Below are 23744 nucleotides of genomic sequence, written 5' to 3' on the forward strand. Positions count from 1 at the left end.
CCCCCCCCCCCCCCCCCCCCCCCCCCCCCACGGCCGGTGCCTCGGGGCTGCCGCCGGCCCCCGCCGACCGCCGTTTCCTCGACCGGCTCGGCGACGCGCTGGGGCTGCGCTGAGCCGCTCCGGCCCACCCAGTCCCCCCGGGCTCGCTCCGGGCTCGCCCAGTCCACCCGGGCCGTCCCAGTCCCCCCGGGCTCGCCGCGGTCCACCCCGGGCCCCGTCCCAGTCCACCGGGCCGGTGTCGGGCCGTCCGGCCGCCCGGGCCCGTGCCCGCGCCGGGGTCGCGGCCCGGGGTGGGGCCTGCGGGCCGTACCCTGCGTGACCGTGACCGGAGACCAGCTCGACGTCGGCGTGGGACCATGGCCCGGGGATCCGCCGGACGACCCGCGCTACGACCCCGAGCTGCTCGCCGGGGGCGACCGCCGCAACGTCGTCGACCGGTACCGCTACTGGCGGCGCGAGGCCGTGGTGGCCGACCTGGACCGGCGGCGGCACGACTTCCACGTGGCGATCGAGAACTGGCAGCACGACTTCAACATCGGCACGGTCGTCCGCAACGCCAACGCCTTCCTCGCCGCCGAGGTGCACGTCGTCGGCCGTCGGCGGTGGAACCGGCGCGGCGCCATGGTGACCGACCGCTACCAGCACGTCCGGCACCACGAGACCATCGAGGAGTTCGTCACCTGGGCGGCCGGGCGGGAGCTGCCGGTCGTCGGCATCGACAACCTGCCCGGCTCCCGGCCGCTGGAGACCGCCACCCTGCCCCGGCGCTGCGTCCTGCTGTTCGGGCAGGAGGGCCCGGGCCTCTCCGACCCGGCGCGTGCCGCCTGCGACCAGCTCTTCTCCATCGCCCAGTACGGCTCCACCCGGTCGATCAACGCCGGCGTCGCCAGTGGCATCGCCATGCACGCCTGGATCCGCGCGCACGCCGGTCCGCCGCCGGGCTGAGCGGGCCCGATGCGGCCCGCCCGACGCGCCCGGCGGCACCGTTGAGCGGACCCGACGCGGGGCTGTGCGACGCCGTCCGGCGGCATCGAAACCGGCGCTCCGCTTGACGGGGCGGCGCGACGGGGCGACGGTGGGATGGTGAGTGTCGCGGTGAGTTGCCCGAAATGTGGTGGGCCGGTGCGGGCGCCGGACCTGATGCACACCGAGTCGCGCTGCCTCGACTGTGGGCCGGTGCCCCCGCTGCGGGTGCCCGAGCACATCGGGGCGGAGATCGTGGCCAGCGTCGTGGAGCGGATCTCCGCCGCGGCCGACCCGCCGACCCGGCCGAGGACGCCGCTGTGGTGCCCCTGGCCGCTGCCGACGGGCTGGACCATGACCGGCGTGGCGTACGCCGGCGACGACCGCACCGGGGTGCGCGCCACGGCGGTCGCCTGCGCCGGGCCGGAGCCGCTCGGCGGCGGTCCCGCGGACCTGGTCTTCGTGGCCGAGGAGCCGGGCGTCGGCCTGGGTACCCGGTTCGCGGGGCTGGCCGGCCCGGACCCGGGCCCGGAACTCGCGCAGGCGTTGACCGATCCCGGGCCGGGGCATCCGGAGCACGTCGGGCAGGCCAGGATCAAGGTGGCCGGTCATCCCACTCCACTGTGGCTCGTGAATTCGCCGACGGATCGAAGCGCGTACGCCGGCGAGGCTCGGGGATTGTGGCTCCATGCGATAGCCTGGCCGGCGAGTGCGGGACACCTGCTCGCGGAAGACATCGTGCTGCACGACCTGACCGAGTGGACACCGCCCGAACTCGTGTACGGCGCACCGTCTCCGTATTTGCACGGGAAGGCTTGACGGGCCTCAGGGCTTGACAGGCGTCCCGGAATGTCGGAGAACGGACGCAGATATTCACTGTACGACACCACACTGATACTCTGGGTGCCGCTGCGGTAATGGGACCCGGCGCCGCGCGAGAGGATGGCCCGCCATGGTCAAGAAGGTCCTCACCTGGGCCGGAATCGCATTCTTGATCTTCTTCGTCGCATACCGGCCAAATTCTGCGGCGGACGTGTTCAAGTCACTGGGCGGCGGAATCATGGACATCGCCCAGGGGTTCGGCGACTTCTTCACCAGCCTCGTCGCCTAGCCGCCGATGGGAAACCCCTCCGGTCCACCCTTCGATCCCGACGATCCCGATCGGGAGCGCCGGGAGCGAGACACGGAGCCGATCCCCCGGCTCGGCCCCGACGACGGGCCGGGCTACGGCACCGGTCCGGGCCTCTCCGACGGCCCCTCCCTTTCGGACGACGCCGGCTTCGGCGACGGCCCGGCGTACGCCGGGGAGGGGCGGTCCGGTCGGGCCTGGGTCCGTGACCCGGAGGCCGGCTACCAGCCGCCGCAGATCTCCGAGGACGAGCTGGCCGGTCTGCGGGCCGACGCCGCCGGCATGGCGCCGCGCCGGGTGCTGCCGTTGGAGGACGAGCCCAGCTCGCTGGTGGCGCGCTACCTCTTCCCGACCGAGCGCTACCGGGGCGAGTGGAAGCGGCACTGGATCCACCTCTCCACCCCGCTGCTGGTCGGCATCGCCGCGACCTTCGTGCTCGGCTACCTCTCCGGCTTCCTCGCCGGGCAGGACGTGGGCGCGCTCACCACGATCGCGGTGCTGCTCTGGTTCGCCGTGATGGGGTGGGTGGCCTGGAAGGTCGCCGACTGGTGGTACGACCGCTTCATCCTGACCAACAAGCGGGTGATGGTCGTCAACGGCATCATCACCCGGCGGGTCGCGATGATGCCGCTGGTCCGGGTCACCGACATGAAGTACGAGCAGACCCCGACCGGCCGGGCGCTCAACTACGGCACGTTCGTGCTGGAGTCCGCCGGCCAGGAGCAGGCGCTGCGCGAGATCAAGAACCTGCCCAACCCGAACGAGCTCTACCTGCGCGTCGTCGAGGAGATGTACGAGCCGCAGGCGGTCGAGGCGCGGCTGGGCAAGGAGGCCGACGAGGCCAAGGCCGACGACGGGGCGTGAAACTTCTCGTCCGAACATCGGAGGAACTGCGCACCATTCGCCGTCGCTTCGACCACCCCGGGCATGGCAACCTGCCAGGGGGACGGGGTGCGGAGGTGGCCGGTGGCGAGCAGGGATCCCTTGGAGGAGGAGTTCCGCGACTTCGTCGCGGCCCGCTCCAGCGCTCTGCTGCGCACCGCCTACCTGCTCAGCGGGGACTGGGCCACGGCCGAGGACCTGTTGCAGACCGCGTTGACCAAGACGTACCTGGCCTGGAGGCGGCTCGGCGGGATCGAGGCGATCGAGCCGTACGCCCGCCGGGTCATGATCAACACCTCGACCAGCTGGTGGCGTCGGCGCTGGCACGGTGAACGCCCCACCGAGGTGCTGCCGGAGCGGGCCGGGGTCGACGAGATCGAGCAGCAGCTCGACCGGGACCTGCTCTGGCGCCACCTGAGCGCGCTGCCCAGCCGGCAGCGGGCGGTGCTCGTGCTGCGCTTCTACGAGGACATGTCCGAGGCCCAGACCGCCGCCCTGCTCGGCATCTCGCCGGGCACGGTCAAGAGTCAGACCTCGCGCGCCCTGGGCACCCTGCGGCGCCGGATGGGCGTCGAGGCCGCCCTCGACCTGCCGACCGGGGCCGACCCGACCCCGGCTCCCTCGGGGGCCGACGGCACCGCCCGGCCCGCCCGGGGCGGCGCCGGTCGGTCCGCTCCCGCCCACGGCGACCGATCCGTTCCCGCCCACGGCGACCGGCCCGCTCCCGCCCACGGGGGCGTGCCGGTCAGCCCGTCGGCGGCCTACCGGGCGCCGACGATGGTGGTGGGCGAGGACGCGGCGGCCGTGGTCGCGGCGACGAACGCCCCGCCGCCGGTCGTCGCGCCGGCCACGGCGGGCAGGCGGGACGGCGCCCCCACCGCCGTCTCGCACAGTTCGGGGAGCGCCGGCACCGCCGTCCCGGGCGGTCCCGCGACCGAGCTGCCGGCACAGCCAGTCCCCGGGGCGGCCACCGCGCCGGCCACGGACGCCGGGCGCGCCACCTCGGCCGCCGAGCTGGCGGACGAGTCGGCGGGCGACCCGGTGCCCGTGGCCTCGGGCGCGCGGGCCGGCGTCGGGGCGGGGCCGTGTACCGGCCGCGACGAGCGACGCGGCCGGCAGGCCGCCTACCCGGCCGGCACCGGAGAGCACCGGTGAGCCGTCCGGTGGGCCGTGGTGACAACCGGACCGACGGCCCGACGCGTCCATTCGCCGTGACCGAGGACGAGCTGGAGCAGGCGGTACGGGAGACGTTCGCCCGCCGGGTGGCCGTCGCGCGCCCGCTCGTCGCCGACCCGGCGGGACTCGCGATCCGGCGGGCCGACCGGTCCCGGCGCCGACGGACGCTGACCGGGATCGCCCTCGCCGCGGTGGCCACCGTGACGGTCAGCGCCGGGATGGCACAGCTGGGGCAGCAGCCCGGGCGGCCCACCCATCCCACGGTGGTGCTCGGTGACCCGTACGCCTCGCCGCTGCCGGACCCGGCCCCGCAGCTGTCGGCCGCCCCGCAGCCTGACCTGGGTCGGGGCGAGGTGGACCTCGTCCTCAACGACGTGCTGGTCACCGCGAGCGGGCAGCGGATCGCGCTGCCCGACGTGGGCACGGCCGCCGAGCGTGCCCAGCGGCTCCCCGAGCGGGCCGGCTGGGCGGTGGTGGGCGCGTCGACGGCGGCCGGCCGCTCGCTGTGGATCGTGCTGCCGACCGGCGCGGCACACCTGCTCCTGGCCGGGGCCCGGGAGATCGTCCTCAGCCCGGACGGGCGGCAGGTCGCCTGGCGGGAGGGGGCGGACCTGGTCGTCGCCGGCATCGTCGGCGGCCAGGTCGTGGCCGTCGCCCGCACGCCTTCGCCACGCGACGCGGTGCCGGTCGGTTTCGCCGGGGACACCGTCGTGGTCCGCCTGGACCCGGGCCGGCCCGGGCACGCCCTGTGGCGCCCGGCGGCGGGCCCGCCGCGGGGCGCGGGCGACAAGGCCCTGCACGTCTACGGCATCCGCCCCGACGGGCTGGCGGTCGCGCTGGTGTCCGCCGGCACCCCCCGCCGGCCCTGCGTCGCCCTGCTCGACCCGGCCCGGGACCTCGCGCCCGTGCGGACGGGCTGCGGGCCCGCGCTGGCCGGCGACGGGACGGGCGGGGTCTCCGCCGACGGGCGGTGGCTGCTGGCCAACGGGAAGGCGGGCCCGCAGGACGGCGCGGTGCTGGTCGACCTGGACCGGCTCGCCCCGGCGCCGGCGGCCCACCCGGCCGGTCCACCCGTGGCCGGGCCGGTGGCGTGGACGGCGCAGGGGACGGCCCACTACTCCGACGCGGCAGGCGCACTGGTGCGGGTCGAGGTGAGCCGGGTGCTCGACGGCGAGGCGGCCCGCTCCGCGCCCGTGGACGGCCTGCCCGCCGGGGCACGCCCGGTGCCGGTGGGCGGCGACCGCCGTTCCTGACCGCGCCCGCCTGCCCGGGTTGGGCCGCCGGCCGGTAGCGTCGGGCCGATGAGCGCGGCACCCCGGATCGACCTGCACACCCACTCCACCGCCAGCGACGGCACGCTCAGCCCGGCCGAGCTGGTGCGGGCGGCGGCGGAGTCGGGGCTGGACGTCGTGGCGATCACCGACCACGACACCACGGCCGGCTGGGCGCCCGCCCTGGAGGCGCTGCCGGCCGGGCTCAGCCTGGTCCGGGGCGCGGAGCTCTCCTGCCGGTGGTACGGCGAGGAACCGGCGCTGCCGCTGCACCTGCTGGCGTACCTGTTCGATCCGGAAGCCCCGGAACTCGTCGCGGAACTGGCCCGGGTGCGGGCCGCCCGGGAGGAGCGGGGCGAGCGGATCGTGGCGCTGCTGCGGGCCGACGGGATCGACGTGAGCTGGCCGGAGATCCTGACCGGCGCGGGCGGCGGGACCGTGGGCCGGCCGCACATCGCGCAGGCGCTGATCCGGGCCGGCCTGGTGGCAACGACCACGGAGGCGTTCGGACCGGACTGGCTGGGCGAGCGCTACCGGCTGCCCAAGGAGGACATCGACGTCTTTCGCGCGGTCCGGCTCGTCCGCGCGGCGGGCGGCGTGCCGGTCTTCGCCCACCCCCGGGCCACCCGGCGGGGGCGGATCGCGCCCGACGAGCTGATCGCCGACCTGGCCGCCGTCGGGCTGGCGGGGCTGGAGGCCGACCACGAGGACCACTCCCCGGCCGAGCGGGCCCACGTCCGGGCCCTGGCCGACGAGCTGGGCCTGGTGGTGACCGGCTCGTCGGACTTCCACGGCACGCACAAGACCGTCCGGCTCGGGGCATTCACCACCGACCCCGGGGCGTACGAGCGGATCGTCGCCGAGGCGCGCGGGGTGACCGAGGTCGCTTCCGGCTGATCCGCGTTTCCGCCTCCGGCGGCGCGGCTACGTTGATCACGTGGATGCCAAGCTGTTCGGCGAGGTCTTCGTGACCCTGCTGGTGATCGTCGACCCGCCGGGCATGATGCCCATCTTCCTGGCGCTGACCGGCCCGCTGCCGGCGCGGGACCGGAACCGGGCGGCCTGGCAGGCGGTCGCCCTGGCGCTGGGCGTGATCGTGATCTTCGCGGTGGCGGGGCAGACGCTGCTCGACTACCTGCACGTGGACCTGCCGGCGTTGCAGGCCGCGGGCGGGCTGCTGCTGGTGCTGGTGGCCCTGGAGTTGCTGACCGGCAAGGCCGACGACCCGAGCCAGCAGACCACCTCGAACATCGCCCTGGTGCCGCTGGGCACGCCGCTGCTGGCCGGCCCCGGCGCCATCGTGGCCACCATGCTCTTCGTCCAGCAGGCCGACGGCGGGGCGGACGTCACGGCCATCGCCGCCGCGATCGTGGCCGTGATGGTCACCGTCTGGATCGTGCTCCGGTTCTCCGGCGGGATCGTCAAGATCCTGCGACCCGGCGGGATCGAGGTGCTGACCCGGATCGCCGGCCTGCTGCTGGCCGCGATCGCGGTGCAGCTCATCGCGGACGCGGTGGCCGCGTTCGTGACCCAGTACGCCAACATGACCTGACCGGCGGCCGGTTTCGTCGGGGGCGGATGGCAGGATCGCGGTGTGCGACGAGCCTCTTCAGCCGGACGGTCCTCCACCAGCGGCGGCCGGGCGCCCCGGCCGCGCGGTGACCAGCCCGAGCAGCTCGGCTTCGAGGGCATGCCGGAGCGGCTCTTCGTCTGCACCCCCAGCAAACTGGGCGCCTACGCCGACTGCCCCCGGCGCTACCGCTACTCCTACGTCGATCGTCCGGCCCCGCAGAAGGGCCCGCCGTGGGCGCACAACTCCCTCGGCGCGAGCGTGCACACCGCCCTGAAGAACTGGTACGCCCTGAGCCCCGAGCGGCGCCGGCCGGAGGCCCTCGCCGCGCTGCTCAAGGGCACCTGGGTGCGCGAGGGCTACCGCGACGACGAGCAGGAACGGGCGGCCTACCGGCGGGCCCTGGGCTGGCTGGAGTCCTACGTCGAGACCCTGGAGCCCGGGGTCGACCCGCTCGGCGTGGAGCGGGTGGTGGCGGTCAAGACCGCCGTGCTGGCCTTCAACGGCCGGGCCGACCGGATCGACTCCCGTCCCGGGCCCGACGGTCCCGAGCTGGTGATCGTCGACTACAAGACGGGCCGCACCGGGCTGGACGCCGACGACGCGCGCGGCTCGCAGGCGCTGGCGCTCTACGCGTACGCCGCCGAGCGGGTGTTCCGCCGGCCGTGCCGCCGGGTGGAGCTGCACCACCTGCCGACCGGCACGGTGGCCGCGCACGAGCACACCGTGGAGTCGCTGGCCCGCCAGCTCACCCGGGCGGAGGAGACCGCCCGCGACATCATGGCCGCCGAGCGGGCGGTCGCCGACGGGGACGACCCCGACGAGGCCTTCCCGACCACGCCGGGCCCGCGCTGCGGCTGGTGCGACTACCGGCGCACCTGCCCCGTGGGGGCGCAGGCGCCGGGCAAGGAGCCGTGGGCGGCCGTCGAGCGCGCGACCGACCCGGTGCCCGGCAAGGACTGACAGCTCCGCACGCCCCCCACCGGCCAAGCCTGACCGCCCCCGCACCTCCCACCCGGGCACGACCGACCGCCCCGGGGCCGTGCGGCGCCCGGGCACGACCGACCGCCTTGGGCCCGTGCGGCAGCCGGCACGGCCGTGCGGTCAGGCCGGCGTGCCGGTGAGCCGGGTGGCGCGTTCCTTCGCGGCCTGCTGCAACGGCCCCTCCCGCCAGCGGCGGGGCACCGCGGCGAGGGTCAGCCGCAGCGCCCGGACGCTCAGGTCGGCGGAGAGCGCGGTCGTGGGCAGGCCCAGCCCGCCGTACATGCGCCGGGCCCAGGCCGGTAGCAGCGCGAGCGCGGTGCCGGCGATGCCGAAGTACGCCCAGCGGGGCGGCCCGAGGTTGAGCCCGATGCGGGCGGGCAGGCTGAGCTTCCACGGGATCGGCGGCGCGGTGAGAAAGAGCGCCGTCTCGGCCGCCTCGCGGGTCATCCGGAGCTGCGGACGGATCTGCCGGTAGTAGTCGGCCACCTCGGCGGCGGTGCCCGGGACCGTCTCCGGGTCGAGGCCGACCAGGGCCGCGGAGCGCCGCTGCTCGGTGTAGTAGGCGTCGATCTCGTCGGCGGTCAGCGGCAGCCCGGCCCGCCGGGCCGTGTCGAGGAACGACTCGACCTCGGTGACGTGCACCCAGCGCAGCAGCTCGGGCTCGTCGACGCGGAACTCCTCCCCGGTGAACAGGTCGGTGGCCCGCAGCCGGGCGTGCCGGCGGCGCACCCGGAGCCCGGCGGCCTCCGCCTCGGCGGTGGTGCCGTAGATGGTGGTGCCGACGTAGGTGGCGGTGCGCACCAGCCGGCCCCAGGCGTCGGAGCGGTAGTTGCTGTTCTGCGCGACCCCGGCCATGGCCCGGGGATGCAGCGACTGAAGGTAGAGCGAACGCAGGCCGGCGACGATCAGGATCGGCTCCTCGTGCACCTTCCACGTGACCGAACCCGGACCGAAGAGACCGAGGTCATCGGAGTCCACCGACCAAGCGTCCCACGCCCCGCCGTCGGGTGCCGGCGGAGAGCGGCCGGCCGTCAGTCGTCGGCGGAGCGGCGGGCCTGGCAGGTGGGGCAGAGGCCCCAGAACGTCACTTCCGCCTCGTCGACCTCGAACCCGTGGGCGATGTCCGGGTCCAGGCAGGGCGCGCTGCCGACCGCGCAGTCGATGTCGGCGATCTCGCCGCAGCCCCGGCAGACGACGTGGTGGTGGTTGTCCCCGGCCCGGGCCTCGTAGCGGGCGGGGCTGCCGGCCGGCTCGATGCGGCGGGACAGCCCGGCCCGGGACAGGGCGCCGAGCACGTCGTAGACCGCCTGGGTGGAGACCGAGTCGAGGCGCTCGCGGACCCGGCGGGTGATCTCGTCGACCTCGAGGTGACCGCCGGCGGCCAGCACGTCGAGCACGGCGAGGCGTGGCCGGGTGACCCGCAGGCCCCTCGACCGGAGCAGTTCCTCGCCACCGGGCATGTGCCAATGACAGCACGCGGGTCGGGGACCGACAACCGGCCTCCGGAAGAGGGTGGCGCCGGCCACAGCCAGCTCGCCCGGCCGGGCCGACGCGGGCGGCCGGGCATCGTCGCCGAGCGGTGGTGAACCGGACCGCTTCCGGGCGCGTGTAGTGGATCGAGACGACCTGGGCGGGTCGACCGGCGCACCGTACGCTGGCAATCCGCAACCGCGTACCGCCGGAGGTGTGGATGTTCAAGGAGATCCTGGGTCTGCCGGCCCACGTGCTGGTGGTGCACGCGGTCGTCGTCCTCGTGCCGCTGCTGGCCCTGCTCTCCGCCGCGTACGTGGCGCTGCCCCGGTTCCGGTCGCGGCTGGACTGGGCGGTGGCGCTCCTCGCCGTGGCGGCGCCGGTGTCGGCCTTCGTCGCGGTCGAGTCGGGGGAGGAGCTGACCGACGCGTTCGTCGCCCGGGGCATGCAGGGCCCGATCCTGGAGCAGATCCTCGCGCACTCGCGCTACGGCGACGTCCTGTTCCGCTGGGTGCTGCCGCTGGCCCTGGCGACGCTGCTGCTGCTCGTGGCGACGAGCGGGCACCGGCGGGTGCCGAAGCTGCCGGCCTGGGTGACTCCGGTGCTGTCGGTCGCGGTGGTGGCGCTCGGCGTCGTCAGCATCGTCTACGTCTATCTGACCGGGCACTCCGGGGCCGTGACCGTCTGGGGCAACACCCTCTGACCGCCTCCCGCCGGACACGGCGGCCCGTCGGCGGCCGGCACCCGGTCAGAACACGAGCCGGGAGCAGAGCACGCAGACCAGGAGCACCAGCACCACACCGGCCACCGTGCCCACGCCGTACGTGAGCCGCTGCGCCCGCTGCTCCGCCGCGTCGAGTTCCGCCATGTCCTGCGGCGGCAGTCGCCGGGGCGGTGGCGGGCGGAGGTGCACCGGTGGGCGCCACCCGGCCGGCGGCGGGGTGGTCGCGGGCGGGCCCGCGTAGCCGCTCCCCCGCGCCGGGGGCGACGAGGCCGGCCCCGCCGGCGCGCCCGTGGGCCGCTCGGGCGGGGTGTCGGGCCGCCGCCAGTACTCGTCCGGGGGGCCGCCGGAGGTGGGGGTCGTCACGCCGTCCGACGCTACCAACGCCCCGGCCCGCCGACCGGCCGGACGCGGCGGCCCGGCGGTTCGTCGCCGGCCCCGCCGGTGGGCGGCTGCGCTAGTCTTGCCGCTCGTGAGCATTCCCGAGGACCCGGGCACGCCGGCGGTACGCGGCGACGACGACCGCACCGTCGACCTCAGCGACGACTTCGTGGTGCTGCCCGAGCAGACCGCCGACGACACCGACCGGGGCTGGGGCGAGCGCTCCGGCGGCAACGACGACTGGCTGCTCGCGGAGCGCCCCCCGCACTGGGACTGACCGAGCCCACCGCCGGCCGGTGAGACGCGGCGCCCTGTGGACGACCTTGCCGTCCTGTGGGCAAACCTTGGCGCCCTGTGGACGACGCGGCTTGCCCGAGGTCCGGCCCCGGATAGGGGCGGGTCCTCGGGCCGCGGCGGCGTGGGATCAGGAGGCGCTGGCGGTGCTGGCGGCCGGGGTCTTGCCCCCGCCCCCGGTGGAGCCGCCCCCGCTCGACGACGAGGACGAACCCGACGACGAGGACGAGTTCGACGACGAGGACGAGCCGCCGGACGAGCCGGAGTCGCCGCCCGGGGACGAGTCGGACTTCGCCGGCTTGGCGGCGGCGCCGCCCTTCGCGCCGTCCGAGCCGGACGAGCGCGAGTCCGTGCGGTAGAAGCCCGATCCCTTGAACACGATGCCGACGGAGTTGAAGACCTTCCGCAGCCGTCCCTCACACGCCGGGCACTCGGTCAGCGGCGCGTCGGAGAAGGACTGCACCGCCTCGAGCTGGTGGCCGCACGCGGTGCAGGCGTACTGGTACGTGGGCACGTTCTCCTCCGGATCTGGCCACGGCCGGTTGGCACTCGACGTATTCGAGTGCCAATGGTGCGTCATCGCCCCCGGATTCGTCCAGCGGAAGTGTGGGGCGCGACACCCGCCGTGCCGTCCGGGGCGGCGTCCAGCGTACGCAGGCCGTCGGCGGGCGTGACGACCGCGCGTACCGGCCGGTCGTGCGGCTCGGCGGGAAGCGCCTCCACCAGCTCGCCGTCGTGCAGCGGGACCACGGTGGGCGTGGACGCCGGCACCCGGGCCAGCGCCCGGTCGTACGAGCCGCCGCCCCGGCCCAGCCGCACCCCCCGCCGGTCCACCGCCAGCGCCGGCAGCACCACCAGCTGCGCCCCGGCGACCGCCGCCCGGCCCAGTCGCGGCCCCGCCGGCTCGCGCATCCCCCGCCCGGCGGCCACCAGCCCCTCCGGCCCGCTCCAGGCCGCCCAGTCCAGGTCGAGGTCGTCGCGGAGCACCGGCAGCAGCAGCTCCCCGCCCGGCGGCAGCGCCGCGTGCAGCACCGCCGGCAGGTCGGGCCCGCCCGGCTCGGTGCCGACCGGCACGTACGCCGTCATCCGCAGTGGGCGCAGCCGGCGTACGAGAGCCACCAGCTCGGCCTGGACGCGCCCGGCTGCGGCGGCCCGCTGCGGCGCGGTCAGCGCCCGGCGGCGGGCGAGCAGGACGGCCCGCACATCCCGCTTGGCCCCTTCCGCTCCATGAGAAAAATCAGGCACGCAACACTCCTGACGCAACGCTCGCCGACTGGTGGCTCTGTGTCAGCATCGCAAGCAACGGCGGCGGAACTTCCGGGGGGACCGAGTGACGCTACGCGGGCGGTTGACCACAGCCTTCCTGGCGGTGGCGCTCGGCCCGGTGGTGCTCGGGGTGATGTTCGTCGGGGCGACCGTGGCGGCGGTCGACTCGAGCCGCTCCACCGAGCGGCTCGCGGTGGCCGCCGCGACCGTGCGCACCTCCGTCGACGCCCTCTGCCAGCAGCTGCGGGCCGCCGCCGACGCGGTCGCCCTGACCAGCGACCGGCCGGCCGCCGCGAGCCAGGTGGTCCGCCGCGGCCTGGCCGCCGCCGTGCGGGTCACCGACGTCACCGGCCGGGTCACCTACGCCACGCCCGGCGGCCCCGCGGAGCCCTGGCGCGACTGCGCCGGCCCGCCGGTCACCGGGCCGGTGCGGGCGCTCGCGGCCCGGGCCGACCTGCGCGACCGGGCCGGCGGGCCGCTGGGCACGGTCACCGCCGCGCAGCCGGTCGACCCGGCCTTCGTGGCGCGCCTCGCGGCCGTGACGGGAGTGGCGGTCACCCTGCTCGACGACGCCGCGGCGCCCGTCCGGCTCGCCCACAGCACCGAGTCGACCGGCGTACGCGACGCCGTGCTCGCCGCCGCCGGCACGCTCAGGGGCGAGCGGGTCACCGAGACCCCCGACGGCCGGTACGTCCGCCGGGTCGGCCCGTCCGCCGGGCAGCCCCTGCCGCTGGTCCTCTCGGTCCCCAGCGAACGGCCGCGGGGCCTGTACGTCGCGCTGTGGTCGGCGGTCCTGGTGGCGGCCATGCTGGCCGTGGTGGCCGCGTGGCGGCTGGCCCGGGTGACCACCCGCCCCCTGGTCGAGCTGGCGAGCGCGGTGGACCGGGTGGCGCGCGGCGACCTGACCGCCCGGGTGCCGGTGCGCAGCCGGGACGAGATCGGCCGGCTGGCCGGCGCGTTCAACCGGATGACCCGCGAGACGGGCACCTACGTGGCGGCGCTGACCAGCAGCCGCGACCAGCTGCGCGGGCACCTCGCGGTGCTGGGGGACACCCTGGCGAGCACCCACGACCTGCAACGCATCCTGCGGGTGATCCTGCACAGCGCGATCGCGGCGACCGGCGCCCGGGCCGGGGCGGTGCTGCTGGTCGACGACGGCGGGGTGCTCGTCGCGCAGTGCACCGAGGGGCTGGACGGGGGCGCTCCGGCGGACGAACGGTCGGGGCCGTTGCGGGTGCCGCTGGGCAGCGGCGTGGTCGGCGCAGTCGCGGCGACCGGGGAGCCGCGCCGGGGCCGGGTGGAGCCCTCCGCCGCGCCGCCGGGGGAGCCGCGCTGCCGCACGTACATCGCGGTGCCGTTCGCCGCTCCCGGCACGGCGGGCCCGCCCGACGCCACCGTCCGCGACGGGCCGGCCGGCCGCCCCGGGTCGGAGCCGGCCGCCCCGGCCGGGGCGCTCGGCGTGCTGGCCCTCTACGACCGGCTCGGCGCGGACGAGTTCGACGACGACGACCTCGTCACCCTGCGCACCTTCGCCGGCCACGCCGCGGTGGCGGTGGACAACGTCCGGGTGCACGAGGAGGCGCAGCGGCTCTCGCTGACCGACCCGCTCACCGGGCTGTGGAACTACCGTTACCTGCGCGAGTCGATCCGCCGGGAGGTCGAGCGGGCGAGCCGGTTCGGCCGGATGCTCAGCGTCCTCGCCCTCGACCTGGACCGGTTCAAGGACGTCAACGACACGTACGGGCACGCGGCCGGCGACGCCGTGCTGGCCGAGTTCGCCCGCCGGGTGCGCGGCGAGATCCGCGAGGTCGACCTCGCCTTCCGGCAGGGCGGCGAGGAGTTCGTGCTGCTGCTGCCGGAGACCGACGCCCGGGGCGCGGCGATCGTCGCGGAGCGGCTCGGCGCGGCGGTCCGGGACGCCCCTATCGCCGCCGACGGGCACGGCGGGACGGCCGTGGCCATCGGAGTCACCGTCTCCATCGGCATCGCCGTGCACCCCGACCACGGCGGCACCGGCCAGCAGGTGCTGGACGCCGCCGACGACGCGCTCTACGCCGCCAAGGCGGCCGGCCGGGACACCTGGCGGATCGCCGAGGTGCGGGCCGGGCCGCCGGCGCGGGAGATCCCCGTCCCGGCCGCGGCGGTCACCCCCGAGGACGGGCTGCCGCGCGCCGGCGCTCCCCGCCAGCCGGTCCGGACCCGTCCCGAACCGGGCGACCCGGCCGACGCCGTCCCGGGGAGCGCGCCGGCCGGACCCGACCCGGTGCGGCCGGGTCCCTGCGGCGGCGCGTCTTCCGGTCCTCACCCTCCACGACAGAGCCGTGGCCGATAGTCTCGCGACATGTCGGAGCACTCAGCGAACCCCTCAACGGCGACCGCCGCAACCGGTCGCTCCCGCGCGGTCAAGGCCGTCATCCCGGCCGCCGGTCTGGCCACCCGGTTCCTGCCGGCCACGAAGGCGGTGCCCAAGGAGCTGCTCCCGGTGGTCGACCGCCCGGTGCTGCAGTACATCGTCGAGGAGGCCACCCAGGCCGGCATCGGTGACGTGCTGTTGATCACCGGGCGGGGCAAGACGTCGATGGTGGACCACTTCGACCGCCGCCCCGACCTGGAGGCGCGGCTGGAGGCGAAGGGCGACGCCGAGCGGCTGGCCGCCGTGCGCGGCCCCAGCGAGCTGGCCGAGATCTACACCTGCCGGCAGCCCGAGCAGCTCGGCCTGGGTCACGCGGTCGGCTACGCCGAGTCGCACGTCGGTGACCAGCCCTTCGCGGTGCTGCTGGGCGACGAGTTCGTCAAGCCGTCCGAGCCGCTGCTGCCGGCCATGCTGGAACTCCAGGCGCGCACCGGCGGCGTGGTGCTGGCCTTCTTCGAGGTCGACCCGGCCGAGACGAAGCGCTACGGCATCGCCTCGGTGGAGCCGGCGGAGGCGGAGCTGACCGACGTCGGCGAGGTCGTGCGGGTCACCGGCATGGTGGAGAAGCCCAAGCCGGAGGACGCGCCGAGCAACCTCGCGGTGCTGGGCCGCTACGTGCTGCCGAGCAGCATCTTCGACGCGATCCGGCGGACGAAGCCGGGCAGCGGCGGCGAGATCCAGCTCACCGACGCGATGGAGCTGCTGCGCAGCGAGGGCACCCCGGTGCACGCGATCGTCTACCGGGGCACCCGCTACGACACCGGCATGCCGCTGGGCTACCTCCAGACCGTGGTGCAGATCGCCGCCGAGCGCGACGACCTCGGCGCCGAGTTCCGCAAGTGGCTGACCGAGTTCGTCAACTCCGACGCGTCGGGCGTGACTGGTACATGACAGCGTCGGCCGACGCCGAGGCGGCCGCGAACGAGTTGACGCCGCTCGCCGACTACCTGGGCAGCGTGCTGCGCAGGTTACGCGCGCTGCCTCCGCTCGACCTCGACCTCACCCAGGCGCACGGCAACGTCCTCGCCGAGGACGTCGTCGCGCCGCACTCCTTCCCGGCCTTCGACCAGGCGGCCGTGGACGGGTACGCGGCCCGCTGGGAGGACATCTCCGGAGGCGGGCGGGGCGTGGGCTACGTCCCGTCCCAGTCCGGCGGGCCGGGCGGGCGCAACGTCCGGCTCAACGTCGTCGGCGACCTCGGCGCGGCGAGCTGGCGGCCGGTCCGGCTCACCCCGGGCGCCTGCTTCTCCGTCGCCGCCGGGGCGCCGCTGCCGCTCGCCGCGGACGTGGTCGTCCCGGTCGAGTGGACCGACCAGGGCATGGCCGCGGTGGAGATCTTCCGCGTCCCCAAACGGGGGTACGGGGTGCGCCGGGCGGGCGAGGAGCTGCCTGCCGGCACCCTGCTGGCCCGGGCCGGCACCTACGTCTCGCCGGCGCTGGTGGCGGTCTTCGCCGCCACCGGCATCGGGCACGTCGTGGTCCGGCCCAGCCCTCGCGTGGTCATCGTGGCCACCGGCGACGAGCTGGTCGACGTGGGCCGGGGCAGCCAGCCCGGCCAGACGGTCGACGCCAACTCGCACGCGCTGACGGCCGCCGCGGCCGAGGTGGGGGCGCTGGCGTACCGGGTGGGCATCTGCGACGACGATCCGGAAGGGCTGCGCGGGTTGCTGGAGGACCAGACGCTGCGCGCCGACCTGATCATCACCACCGGCGGCACCGGCACCGGGCCGGGCGACATGGTGCGGCGGATCCTCTCCCGGCGGGAGGGCAGCCGGGCCGGCCCGGTCACCTTCACCGAGGTCGCGCTCTATCCCGGCACCTCGCTCGGCTTCGGCACGGTCGGCGCCGAGGAGGTGCCGGTGGTCTGCCTGCCCGGCGACACGGGCTCGGCCCTGATCGGCTTCGAGGTGCTGGCCCGCCCGGCGATCAACCTGCTGGCCGGGGCGGAACCGGTGTTCCGGCCCAGCGTCCGCGCACACCTGCTGGAGACGATCTCGTCCCCGGTGGGGCTGCGCGAGTTCCGTCCCGCGCACGTCGCCGAGCGGCGCGGCGGCGGCTACACGGTGCAGCCGCTCAACGGTGGCCCGTACACCCTCTCGGGGTTGGCCGAGGCGAACGGGCTGATGGTGCTCGGCGAGCGGGTGACCACGGCGGCGGCCGGGTCCACGGTGGACGTGCTCCTGCTGGACCGGCGCCGGTGAGCGCGAGGAGTGGGCTTGCGGGCCCCGCAGTCGCGAGCGGAAGGTCTGTGCGGTGAGTCTGTTCGGGGTCGGTCGGGCGCCCGGCTGGCCGGCGGTGCTGGCCGACGGCCCGGTGCTGCTGCGGCCCTACCGGCGTTCGGACGCCGCCGCCTGGTCGGAGGTGCGCCGCGCCAACCGGGAGTGGCTCGCGCCGTGGGAGTCGTCCCTGCCGGGGAACTGGCACGAGCTGAACTCGCCGGCCGCGTTCCGCTGGGTGTACCGCGACCAGCGCCGGTCGGCGCGCACCGGCGAGGGGATGCCGTTCGCCGTCTGCCTCCGCGAGGACGGCCGGGAGCGGCTGGTCGGCCACCTCAACGTGGGCAGCATCGTGCGGCGGGCGTTCTGCTCCGGGTACGTGGGCTACTGGGTGGACTCCCGGGTGGCCGGTCGCGGCGTCATCCCCACCGCGCTGGCGCTCGCGGTCGACCACGCGTTCGGCGTGGGCGGGCTGCACCGGGTCGAGGTGAACATCCGCCCGGAGAACCGGCCGTCCCGACGGGTGGTGGAGAAGCTGGGCTTCCGCGAGGAGTCGTACCACGTGCGCTACATGCACATCGACGGTGCGTGGCGGGACCACATCGGCTACGCGATGACCAGTGAGGAGGTCGTCGCCGAGGGTGGGCTGCTGGCCCGCTGGCACCGGATCCGCGCCACCACGGGGTGAGCCGTCCCACGCACGGGATCGGCGCGGCGTGTCAGCATCCGCGTCCACGGCCCGTAACCTCAAGTAACTGCAAGCTGTGGCAAGCGCTGCTCCATCCGTACGATCCGCGCACCCGACCACGATCGGTGGAAGATCCTGCGGTCGGACGGCGGTTGCTCCGAATTCGGTGACGGGAGGGGTGAGGGTGCCGACCTCGGTGCTCCTCGCCGTCCTCGCCGCCGCCGGTCTGCTCGCCCTCGCCCCGGCGCTGGTCCGCCGGTACGACGCCACCGAGCGGCTGGTGGCGGAGCGGGCGCAGTCGACGGCGCGGGTGCTCCAGCGCCGCCGGCGGCGCCGCACTGTGCCGGGGCGCCGCCCGGTGCACCCGCCCCGCAGCCTTGTCATCACCCTCAGCGAGGACGCGAACACGGGCGGCCTCTCCGCGCCGGTCTCCGCGCCCCCCGCCGCGCGCCGGTCGAAGCGGCTGCGCGCCGTGCCGCCCGCCGCCAGGAAGGGCCGGCGTCGGCCGCCACCCCGCCGGCAGCACGCCCCCGCCGTCTATCGGCGCCGCCGGGTGCTCGCCGCGCTGCTGCTGCTGAACTTCGTCGAGCTGATCGGCGTGATCGTGGTCAGCCCCGGCTTCTGGATCAGCTTCGGGGTCACCGCCGCGCTGCTGGTCGCGTACGTCGTACACCTGCGGCGGCTGGCCCTGGCGGATCGCCGGCGGCGGCGGGCGCGGGCCCGGGAGGCGGCGTGGCTGGCCGCCCGGCAGGCCGAGGTGCGGCGGGAACAGGCCCGCCGGGCGGCGGCCCGCCGGGAGGCGCAGCGCCGCCTGGCGGCCCAGCGCGAGGTGGTACGCCGCGCCGCGATGGGCCTGGACCGCCCGGCGGACCTGCCGGCGGCGGCCAACGGCGGCTCCGTCTCCTACCGCCGCTCGGGCGGCCTGCGCGGCCGCCCCTACCAGTCCGGCCGCGGCTCCCACTCGGCCTGATGCGGGGGCCTGCCGCGCACCGCTCGTGGCCGGCGGTCAATTCCACCCGGCCCGCGGCGCGTCAGTTCGGGGTCGGCAGGCGGTAGACGGACACGTGGGATCGCGAGTCGGCGGTGAACTCCGCGCCGGACCAGTCCGCGTGCCGGCTCTCCAGCTCGAACCCGGCCAGCTGACCCATCAGGTCCAGCTCCGCCGGCCAGATGTAGCGGTGCGGCGACCGGAACAGCCGGGCGTGCGTGCTCTCGTCGAACTGGAAGTGGTGCGACACGACCTGCTGGTGCAGCACGTCGTAGGTGTCCAGGCCGATGTACCCCGGCTCGGACGACCAGACCGTCGCCTCCTGGCCCGGTGGGAGCTTGCGCAGCTCCGGCACCCACAACTCGATCACGAACCGGCCGCCCGGGGCGAGGTGGCGGGCGGCGTTGCGGAAGCAGGCCACCTGCCCGGCCTGGGTGAGCAGGTTCGAGATCGTGTTGTAGACGAGGTAGACCAGCGAGAACTCGCCCGGCGCGGTGGCGGTCGCCATGTCGCCGACCACCACCGGGACGGTCGCCTCGTCCACCTTCGTCCGCAGCCGTTCCACCATCGGGCGGGACAGCTCGATGCCGCTGACCGGCACCCCGCGCGCGGCGAGCGGAACGGCCACCCGGCCGGTGCCGACGGCGAATTCGAGCGCCGCCCCGCCGGCGGCCAGCTCGGCGAGGCGGTCCACGGTCGGCCCCAGCACCTCGGGGGCGAACATGCCGGTGCCGGGGGTGTCGTAGCGGCGCGCGGTGTCGTCGTCCCAGACGTCTTCCTGTCGCATGCGTCCCACGCTGCTCACCGACGCCCACGATGTCCACCGACTTTCGCCCCGCTGACAGCCGGAGGTCTCTGCCTCGCGATCCTGGCGGCTGGCGGCCCCTGGAAGGGCGGTCTCGCACCAGGATCCCGCTGCGCGGGGGGTGGATTCGCGGCGGGGGCGGTGAACCTGTTAACCTTGGCGCCGGCCCGCCCGGTGAAAGCCGGGTGGGACCGATGCCGGTCCGCCGGCGGAGGGGTTGTGGCGCAGTCCGGTAGCGCACCTCGTTCGCATCGAGGGGGTCAGGGGTTCGAATCCCCTCAACTCCACCCAGCTCAAGGCCGTTTCCGCTCGTCGGAGACGGCCTTTTTCGATCCGTGCGGCTGCCGCGGGGGGCAGGCGCCCGTCTTCGTCGACGGACGCCTGCGAAACGTCACACCCGCGCCGGGCCCCTGCGCGCCGGGGTCAGGGGGCGCAGGGTCAGCACCTCACCGAGCCCGTCGACGTGGGCGAGGTCGGTGGCGAACGCGTCGCTCAGGGCGCGGCGCAGGTAGTCCAGCACCGCCGGCCCGGGGGTGAGCGGCGCCGATCCGGGGTCGCCGGTGCAGACCAGGTGCACCTCGCGGGCCAGCCGGCCGGAGGTGTTGACGAACCGGCAGAGGTCGTCCCACCGCAGGTACCGCCAGAAGTCGACGCTGACCACCGCGTCGAGGCTGCCCGGTGGGATGGGCGGGTCCATGCCGACCAGGTGGAAGTTGGTGGGGCCGGGCGGGGCGGCGTAGTCGAAGGTCAGCGCGCCGGTCGGCAGGCCGGCCTGCTCGCTGCCGGTGCCCACCCACAGCACGCGGGGGCCGGGCAGGCGGTCGGCGAGCCGGTCGTACGCCGGTCCGATCCGGCACGTCGAGCGTTGTGCGCAGTCCGTGGCCGCGGCGCGGTAGTACACGATGCGCTCCAGCGAGTCGTACACGTCCAGCAGGCCGTAGAACTCCCACTCGATGACGTGGTACTGCCCGGTCAGCAGGCCCCGGTTGGCCGCGAAGTCGGTCCAGTCGCGGTCGGTGTTGCGGTGGTGCGGGAGGTGGAAGGCCCGGGCCTCGTCGTCGTAGGCGAAGTTCGACGCCGTCACGCCGAGGTGCCGGTGCACCCGGTAGAACAGCTCGATGTCCTCCAGGCCCCAGCGCAACCCGGAGCGCTCGTCGAATCCGCCGGCCCGGTCGAACAGGTCCCGGGCGAGCGAGATGTTGTGGGTGTAGGCGAGCGCCCAGCCCGCCAGGAGCCAGTCCTGCCCCGGCGGCTCACCGTGCGGGAAGCGCAGGTCCCCGGCGCGGTCCGCGCGGCGGCGGGGGACGTCGGTCAGCTCCCGGCCGTCTAGGGCGGCCTCGACGTGTTCCAGGCTCAGCTCGTCGCGACGGCCCATCAGTACGGCGGGCCGCCCGGCGACCGCGTGGTGGGCCAGATGGCGCTCCAGCAACTGCGGGGCGGCGTACGAGTCGGCGTCGAGGAACAGCAGCAGCGGCGCCCGGGTGCGCCGGACCGCCTCGTTGCGGGCGGCGGAGCGTCCCCGCCGCCTGGGGAACTCCAGGAGGCGGAGGTCGAGCCCGGCGGCCGCCTCGACGGCCTCGGCGTATCCGGTGGGGGAGCCGCCGTCGCGGACCACGACCACCTCGAAACGCCCGGGGTCCACCGTCTGCCGGGTGAGCGACCGCAGCGTCAGCGCCAGGCACTGCGCGTCCTGGTAGGTGGGTATGACCACGCTCAACTCGACCGCGTCGTCCGTCCGTGCCGCCATCCGACTTCCCTCCGTCATGGTGATCCCCTCGGTCGGGGTGCCGGCGCCTGCCGGCACCCCGACCGCGACATCCGGGCGCCGGACCGGCCGTCGCCGGGGCGCGCTGGAAGCGTTTCCATCAGTAGGTGGGATTATCAGCCAAGGGATAGTGGCGATGCACGATTCCCACTGATGCGGCTCCTACGCGAGCGCGGGGTCGATCAGGCGTAGTAGTTCACGCTCACCGGCCAGGAGCCGGTGTACGGCGTCCAGCCCTGCAGCGTGGCGGGGATGCCCACCCGGGTGTTGCAGTTGATGACCTGGAAGTGCAGGTGCGGGCCGGTGGACGCGCCGGTGCTGCCCGACCAGCCGATGACCCGGCCCTGCGGCACCCAGGTGCCGGCGTTGTAGATCGCCCGGTTCAGGTGCGCGTAGTGGGTGCACTGGCCGTTCGAGTGCCGGATGATCACCTCGATGCCGTTCTGCCAGTACGGCGACCAGTTCGACATGATGATGGTGCCCGCCTGCGAGGCGGAGACCTCGTAGTTCGCCGGCAGGCCGAAGTCCCAGGCGTACTCGTTGTACGGGCCGACGTGCGAGTAGGTGCCCTCCGGGCCCTGGGTCACCCGGTAGGACTCGCCCGCCGGGTACGGCATCTCGTAGTAGTAGTTCGCGGCGGCGGCCGGCGTGGCCCCGACGACCGCGGCCCCGGCGACCACCAGCATGGCGCTCGCGGCGGCGGCGATCCGACGCAGGACCGTCGTCATTCTGTTCACTGTGGATCTCTTCCTGGTGTGTCGGCAGATATTCAGCCTCGTCGTCGACGGTGCCGGCGTGAGCTAAACAGCGCGCCAGATGTGGATCAATGGATCGCGTGGACGTCTGGGGTGGGATCAGTGGGTCGGCAGGGGTCGCGACGACACGGGGTGACGAACGCGCGGCGCGGCGTCCACGGAACCCCGTAACGGAGCCGGCGGCCGGACCCGCGACCGTCCCGAGCATCGACGCGCGTGCGGGCGCTCACTACGCTGCCGCCCGTGGAGCGGATGGCGAGCGTGTTCTGGCTGGGTGGCTGCGCGGCGGTGGCCGTCCTCGTCGTGGCGGGCCTCGTCGCGCTGGTGGTGGCGGGCCACCGGCGGGAGCGGGAGCGGCGGGAACACTGGCGGCAGTGGGCCGCCCGGTACGGCTGGACGTTCGTCGAGCGGCCCGAGATCACCTGGACCGACCGGGTGCCGGGCCGGAGCCGGCGGGGCGTGCGGTTCGCGCTGACCAGGACGCTGCACGGCCGCCCCGTCTGCGTGGCCGAGTACGCGTACACCGAGACGCACAGCTCCACCGGCGCGGACGGCAACCAGACGACCAGCTCGCAGACCCACACGTACGTCGTCTGCTCGGTGTGGCTGCGCCGGGCGTTCCCGGCGCTCGCGGTCGGACCGCGACACGCGTTCTCAAAGCTGGGGCGCGCGCTGTTCGGCAGCGACACCTACGCCACCGGGCACGAGGAGTTCGACCGGCAGTGGCGGGTGGCCGCGGCGGCGCCGGGGCAGCAGGCGCTGGTCGGGCCGACCCTGATCGCCGCACACCTGGCGGGGGCGGTGCCGAGCTGGAGCGTGCGGGAGGCGGAGCTGATCACCTACCGGCCCGGCCGGCTGGAGGATCCCGCCCTGCTGCCGTCGCTGGTGACTCCCCTGATCACGGTCGCCGACCTGCTGGAGCAGGGGCGCTGACGAGCAACGGACCCCGGGCACGGGACGGCCGGCGGGCGGAGCCGGGGGATCGGCCGGCAAGGGCGCGGGAGGCCGGTCCCGAGGGGCCGGCCTCCCGTCACGATCCGCGGATCACGGCTTCCAGGAGCCCGCAGTCTCGAACCTGTGCCGGTATTCCAGCGCGCCGTTCTTGTCGGCCACGTTGAACACCACCGTGCCGGCCCGCTTGCTGCCCTCGCGCAGGTTGTTGCCGGATCCGAGCGTGTCGCCGCAGCCGGAGAGCGCGCTCGCCAGGCCGTTGGCCGTGGTGCCGTTGGCGGCCACCCACTCGAAGTAGAACGGGTTGATGGAGCTCTTGCCCTTGGTCACCGTCGCGGTGACGTGGGCGATCAGGTACATGCCCTTGTCCGGGTCCGGGGCGTACGCCCGGCAGCCCTTGGTCTCCGTGGTGAACCGGGTGACCGTGATCTCGATGGTTCCCTCGTCGTCGGCGACGACCAGGGTGGCGCCGGGCTTCAGGTTGAAGTTCTCGCCGTCCTTCGCCGACGGGGACGGGCCGTCCGGCTGCAGAGTGGGGGTCCCCGGAGCGGGCAGGGCCTTCTCCAGGTCGTTCGCCGCCTTGTTGGCGCCGGCGACGAGCGCGACGATGCCGCCGACGCAGCAGAGCAGGGCCAGCACGGCCACCACGGCCACGACGATCAGGACGGTCTTGTTCTTCTTCGGCGGGGCGGCGACCGGATGCGGCGCACCCAGCGGGTAGCCGGGCCCGGCGGGCGGGTATCCCTGCGGGCCGGGCGGGTAGCCGGGCGTGCCGGACACCGGCGGGTAGGGGGTGCCCGAGGTCGGCTGGTGCGGGGCGGCCCACGGCTCGCCCGGCGCTCCGGAGACCGGCGGCTGCGGGGCCCCGGAGACCGGCGGCTGCGGCGCGGCCCACGGGTCGCCGGCCGACTGCTGCGGCGGCACGGGCGGGAGGGGGGCCCACGGGTCGCCCGTGGCCTGCGGGGCGCCGGAGGTCGGCGGCTGGGGCGGGTAGCCGCCCTGTTCGCCGGGGAACTGCGGCATCGGGGCCGTCGGGTACGGCTGCGGCTGCTGCTC

Annotated in this window: 26 protein-coding genes and 1 tRNA gene; 18 read left to right on the plus strand and 9 right to left on the minus strand. The window is 75.4% G+C overall.

The features are described 5' to 3' along the window. Positions 1-321: 321 nt before the first annotated feature. The 9 genes from ACSNN9_RS04135 (at position 322) to ACSNN9_RS04175 (ending at position 7954) form a co-directional block, all read left to right on the plus strand. Complete coding sequence (locus ACSNN9_RS04135; RefSeq protein ID WP_436671283.1) at positions 322-945, plus strand: TrmH family RNA methyltransferase; 624 nt, start codon at positions 322-324, stop codon at positions 943-945. A 135-nt stretch (positions 946-1080) separates the two neighbouring features. After that, on the plus strand, positions 1081-1782 hold the full coding sequence (locus tag ACSNN9_RS04140; protein ID WP_436671284.1) for a DUF6758 family protein: 702 nt from the start codon (positions 1081-1083) through the stop codon (positions 1780-1782). A 133-nt stretch (positions 1783-1915) separates the two neighbouring features. Further along, positions 1916-2074 carry a hypothetical protein gene (locus ACSNN9_RS04145; protein WP_007455302.1) on the plus strand — a complete coding sequence of 53 codons (159 nt, stop codon included), beginning with the start codon at positions 1916-1918 and terminating at the stop codon, positions 2072-2074. A 6-nt stretch (positions 2075-2080) separates the two neighbouring features. Continuing rightward, positions 2081-2956: a PH domain-containing protein gene (locus tag ACSNN9_RS04150; protein ID WP_357875652.1), complete on the plus strand. Its 876-nt coding sequence runs from the start codon at positions 2081-2083 to the stop codon at positions 2954-2956. 102 nt (positions 2957-3058) lie between these two features. Further along, positions 3059-4129 carry a SigE family RNA polymerase sigma factor gene (locus ACSNN9_RS04155; protein WP_436671285.1) on the plus strand — a complete coding sequence of 357 codons (1071 nt, stop codon included), beginning with the start codon at positions 3059-3061 and terminating at the stop codon, positions 4127-4129. Positions 4130-4185: 56 nt separating this feature from the next. After that, complete coding sequence (locus ACSNN9_RS04160; RefSeq protein ID WP_436671286.1) at positions 4186-5403, plus strand: hypothetical protein; 1218 nt, start codon at positions 4186-4188, stop codon at positions 5401-5403. Positions 5404-5451: 48 nt separating this feature from the next. Next, complete coding sequence (locus ACSNN9_RS04165; RefSeq protein WP_436671287.1) at positions 5452-6318, plus strand: PHP domain-containing protein; 867 nt, start codon at positions 5452-5454, stop codon at positions 6316-6318. A gap of 40 nt (positions 6319-6358) precedes the next feature. Continuing rightward, entirely contained in the window at positions 6359-6973 is a 615-nt protein-coding gene (locus tag ACSNN9_RS04170) for a MarC family protein (RefSeq protein WP_436671288.1), read from the plus strand. A gap of 138 nt (positions 6974-7111) precedes the next feature. Continuing rightward, on the plus strand, positions 7112-7954 hold the full coding sequence (locus tag ACSNN9_RS04175; RefSeq protein ID WP_436671346.1) for a RecB family exonuclease: 843 nt from the start codon (positions 7112-7114) through the stop codon (positions 7952-7954). A 141-nt stretch (positions 7955-8095) separates the two neighbouring features. Here ACSNN9_RS04175 and ACSNN9_RS04180 read toward each other — a convergent pair whose 3' ends face one another. Both ACSNN9_RS04180 and ACSNN9_RS04185 read right to left on the minus strand, forming a co-directional pair. Continuing rightward, positions 8096-8953 carry an oxygenase MpaB family protein gene (locus ACSNN9_RS04180; RefSeq protein ID WP_436671289.1) on the minus strand — a complete coding sequence of 286 codons (858 nt, stop codon included), beginning with the start codon at positions 8951-8953 and terminating at the stop codon, positions 8096-8098. A 53-nt stretch (positions 8954-9006) separates the two neighbouring features. Continuing rightward, positions 9007-9435, minus strand: coding sequence for a Fur family transcriptional regulator (locus tag ACSNN9_RS04185; RefSeq protein WP_358090950.1), 429 nt, complete (start codon positions 9433-9435; stop codon positions 9007-9009). Between the two features lie 230 nt (positions 9436-9665). On the opposite strand from ACSNN9_RS04185, the gene ACSNN9_RS04190 reads away from it, so the two are divergent. Continuing rightward, on the plus strand, positions 9666-10148 hold the full coding sequence (locus ACSNN9_RS04190; RefSeq protein WP_436671290.1) for a DUF2231 domain-containing protein: 483 nt from the start codon (positions 9666-9668) through the stop codon (positions 10146-10148). A gap of 45 nt (positions 10149-10193) precedes the next feature. Here the strand turns inward: ACSNN9_RS04190 and ACSNN9_RS04195 are convergent, their stop codons facing one another. After that, positions 10194-10532 carry a hypothetical protein gene (locus tag ACSNN9_RS04195; RefSeq protein WP_436671291.1) on the minus strand — a complete coding sequence of 113 codons (339 nt, stop codon included), beginning with the start codon at positions 10530-10532 and terminating at the stop codon, positions 10194-10196. 97 nt (positions 10533-10629) lie between these two features. Between ACSNN9_RS04195 and ACSNN9_RS04200 the strand changes: the two genes are divergently transcribed. Then, complete coding sequence (locus ACSNN9_RS04200) at positions 10630-10824, plus strand: hypothetical protein (protein WP_357875672.1); 195 nt, start codon at positions 10630-10632, stop codon at positions 10822-10824. A 147-nt stretch (positions 10825-10971) separates the two neighbouring features. Here the strand turns inward: ACSNN9_RS04200 and ACSNN9_RS04205 are convergent, their stop codons facing one another. Both ACSNN9_RS04205 and ACSNN9_RS04210 read right to left on the minus strand, forming a co-directional pair. Beyond that, on the minus strand, positions 10972-11355 hold the full coding sequence (locus tag ACSNN9_RS04205; protein ID WP_436671292.1) for an FmdB family zinc ribbon protein: 384 nt from the start codon (positions 11353-11355) through the stop codon (positions 10972-10974). A gap of 62 nt (positions 11356-11417) precedes the next feature. Beyond that, positions 11418-12086 (minus strand): 5-formyltetrahydrofolate cyclo-ligase, encoded by a 669-nt coding sequence (locus ACSNN9_RS04210; protein WP_436671293.1) that lies wholly within the window; start codon positions 12084-12086, stop codon positions 11418-11420. Between the two features lie 85 nt (positions 12087-12171). Between ACSNN9_RS04210 and ACSNN9_RS04215 the strand changes: the two genes are divergently transcribed. From ACSNN9_RS04215 to sepX, 5 genes are all read left to right on the plus strand, one after another. After that, on the plus strand, positions 12172-14439 hold the full coding sequence (locus tag ACSNN9_RS04215) for a diguanylate cyclase (RefSeq protein WP_436671294.1): 2268 nt from the start codon (positions 12172-12174) through the stop codon (positions 14437-14439). A 9-nt stretch (positions 14440-14448) separates the two neighbouring features. After that, positions 14449-15411, plus strand: coding sequence for a UTP--glucose-1-phosphate uridylyltransferase (locus ACSNN9_RS04220; RefSeq protein ID WP_436671295.1), 963 nt, complete (start codon positions 14449-14451; stop codon positions 15409-15411). Continuing rightward, the gene (locus ACSNN9_RS04225; protein ID WP_357870214.1) at positions 15408-16721 is read left to right on the plus strand and encodes a molybdopterin molybdotransferase MoeA; all 1314 of its coding nucleotides are present in this window, start codon (positions 15408-15410) and stop codon (positions 16719-16721) included. The genes ACSNN9_RS04220 and ACSNN9_RS04225 overlap by 4 nt, the downstream gene beginning before the upstream one ends. Before the next feature lie 52 nt (positions 16722-16773). Beyond that, on the plus strand, positions 16774-17424 hold the full coding sequence (locus ACSNN9_RS04230; protein ID WP_436671296.1) for a GNAT family N-acetyltransferase: 651 nt from the start codon (positions 16774-16776) through the stop codon (positions 17422-17424). Positions 17425-17602: 178 nt separating this feature from the next. Next, positions 17603-18394, plus strand: a complete 792-nt coding sequence (gene sepX / locus ACSNN9_RS04235; RefSeq protein ID WP_357870209.1) for a divisome protein SepX/GlpR — start codon at positions 17603-17605, stop codon at positions 18392-18394. Between the two features lie 61 nt (positions 18395-18455). On the opposite strand, the gene ACSNN9_RS04240 is transcribed toward sepX, so the two are convergent. Continuing rightward, positions 18456-19199, minus strand: coding sequence for a class I SAM-dependent methyltransferase (locus ACSNN9_RS04240; RefSeq protein WP_436671297.1), 744 nt, complete (start codon positions 19197-19199; stop codon positions 18456-18458). 231 nt (positions 19200-19430) lie between these two features. On the opposite strand from ACSNN9_RS04240, the gene ACSNN9_RS04245 reads away from it, so the two are divergent. Further along, positions 19431-19504: transfer RNA gene (locus ACSNN9_RS04245), tRNA-Ala, on the plus strand. A 104-nt stretch (positions 19505-19608) separates the two neighbouring features. Here the strand turns inward: ACSNN9_RS04245 and ACSNN9_RS04250 are convergent. Both ACSNN9_RS04250 and ACSNN9_RS04255 read right to left on the minus strand, forming a co-directional pair. Continuing rightward, positions 19609-20964: a glycosyltransferase family 2 protein gene (locus tag ACSNN9_RS04250; RefSeq protein ID WP_436671298.1), complete on the minus strand. Its 1356-nt coding sequence runs from the start codon at positions 20962-20964 to the stop codon at positions 19609-19611. 200 nt (positions 20965-21164) lie between these two features. Continuing rightward, the gene (locus ACSNN9_RS04255) at positions 21165-21710 is read right to left on the minus strand and encodes a M23 family metallopeptidase (RefSeq protein WP_436671299.1); all 546 of its coding nucleotides are present in this window, start codon (positions 21708-21710) and stop codon (positions 21165-21167) included. 243 nt (positions 21711-21953) lie between these two features. On the opposite strand from ACSNN9_RS04255, the gene ACSNN9_RS04260 reads away from it, so the two are divergent. Further along, positions 21954-22670: a hypothetical protein gene (locus ACSNN9_RS04260; protein WP_436671300.1), complete on the plus strand. Its 717-nt coding sequence runs from the start codon at positions 21954-21956 to the stop codon at positions 22668-22670. A 111-nt stretch (positions 22671-22781) separates the two neighbouring features. Here the strand turns inward: ACSNN9_RS04260 and ACSNN9_RS04265 are convergent, their stop codons facing one another. Continuing rightward, positions 22782-23711: a hypothetical protein gene (locus ACSNN9_RS04265; RefSeq protein ID WP_436671301.1), complete on the minus strand. Its 930-nt coding sequence runs from the start codon at positions 23709-23711 to the stop codon at positions 22782-22784. Positions 23712-23744 lie beyond the last annotated feature (33 nt).

The organism is Micromonospora sp. URMC 107 (assembly GCF_051386315.1).
Taxonomy (GTDB): Bacteria; Actinomycetota; Actinomycetes; order Mycobacteriales; family Micromonosporaceae; genus Micromonospora.

Bases quoted from the DNA above. Each gene is read 5' to 3' on its own strand.
- ACSNN9_RS04250 (WP_436671298.1), bottom strand. From the start codon at position 20,964: ATGGCGGCACGGACGGACGACGCGGTCGAGTTGAGCGTGGTCATACCC.
- ACSNN9_RS04150 (WP_357875652.1), top strand. From the start codon at position 2,081: ATGGGAAACCCCTCCGGTCCACCCTTCGATCCCGACGATCCCGATCGG.
- ACSNN9_RS04240 (WP_436671297.1), bottom strand. From the start codon at position 19,199: ATGCGACAGGAAGACGTCTGGGACGACGACACCGCGCGCCGCTACGAC.
- ACSNN9_RS04175 (WP_436671346.1), top strand. From the start codon at position 7,112: ATGCCGGAGCGGCTCTTCGTCTGCACCCCCAGCAAACTGGGCGCCTAC.
- ACSNN9_RS04145 (WP_007455302.1), top strand. From the start codon at position 1,916: ATGGTCAAGAAGGTCCTCACCTGGGCCGGAATCGCATTCTTGATCTTC.
- ACSNN9_RS04185 (WP_358090950.1), bottom strand. From the start codon at position 9,435: ATGCCCGGTGGCGAGGAACTGCTCCGGTCGAGGGGCCTGCGGGTCACC.
- ACSNN9_RS04220 (WP_436671295.1), top strand. From the start codon at position 14,449: ATGTCGGAGCACTCAGCGAACCCCTCAACGGCGACCGCCGCAACCGGT.
- ACSNN9_RS04190 (WP_436671290.1), top strand. From the start codon at position 9,666: ATGTTCAAGGAGATCCTGGGTCTGCCGGCCCACGTGCTGGTGGTGCAC.
- ACSNN9_RS04255 (WP_436671299.1), bottom strand. From the start codon at position 21,710: ATGACGACGGTCCTGCGTCGGATCGCCGCCGCCGCGAGCGCCATGCTG.
- ACSNN9_RS04140 (WP_436671284.1), top strand. From the start codon at position 1,081: ATGGTGAGTGTCGCGGTGAGTTGCCCGAAATGTGGTGGGCCGGTGCGG.
- ACSNN9_RS04165 (WP_436671287.1), top strand. From the start codon at position 5,452: ATGAGCGCGGCACCCCGGATCGACCTGCACACCCACTCCACCGCCAGC.
- ACSNN9_RS04225 (WP_357870214.1), top strand. From the start codon at position 15,408: ATGACAGCGTCGGCCGACGCCGAGGCGGCCGCGAACGAGTTGACGCCG.
- ACSNN9_RS04265 (WP_436671301.1), bottom strand. From the start codon at position 23,711: ATGCCGCAGTTCCCCGGCGAACAGGGCGGCTACCCGCCCCAGCCGCCG.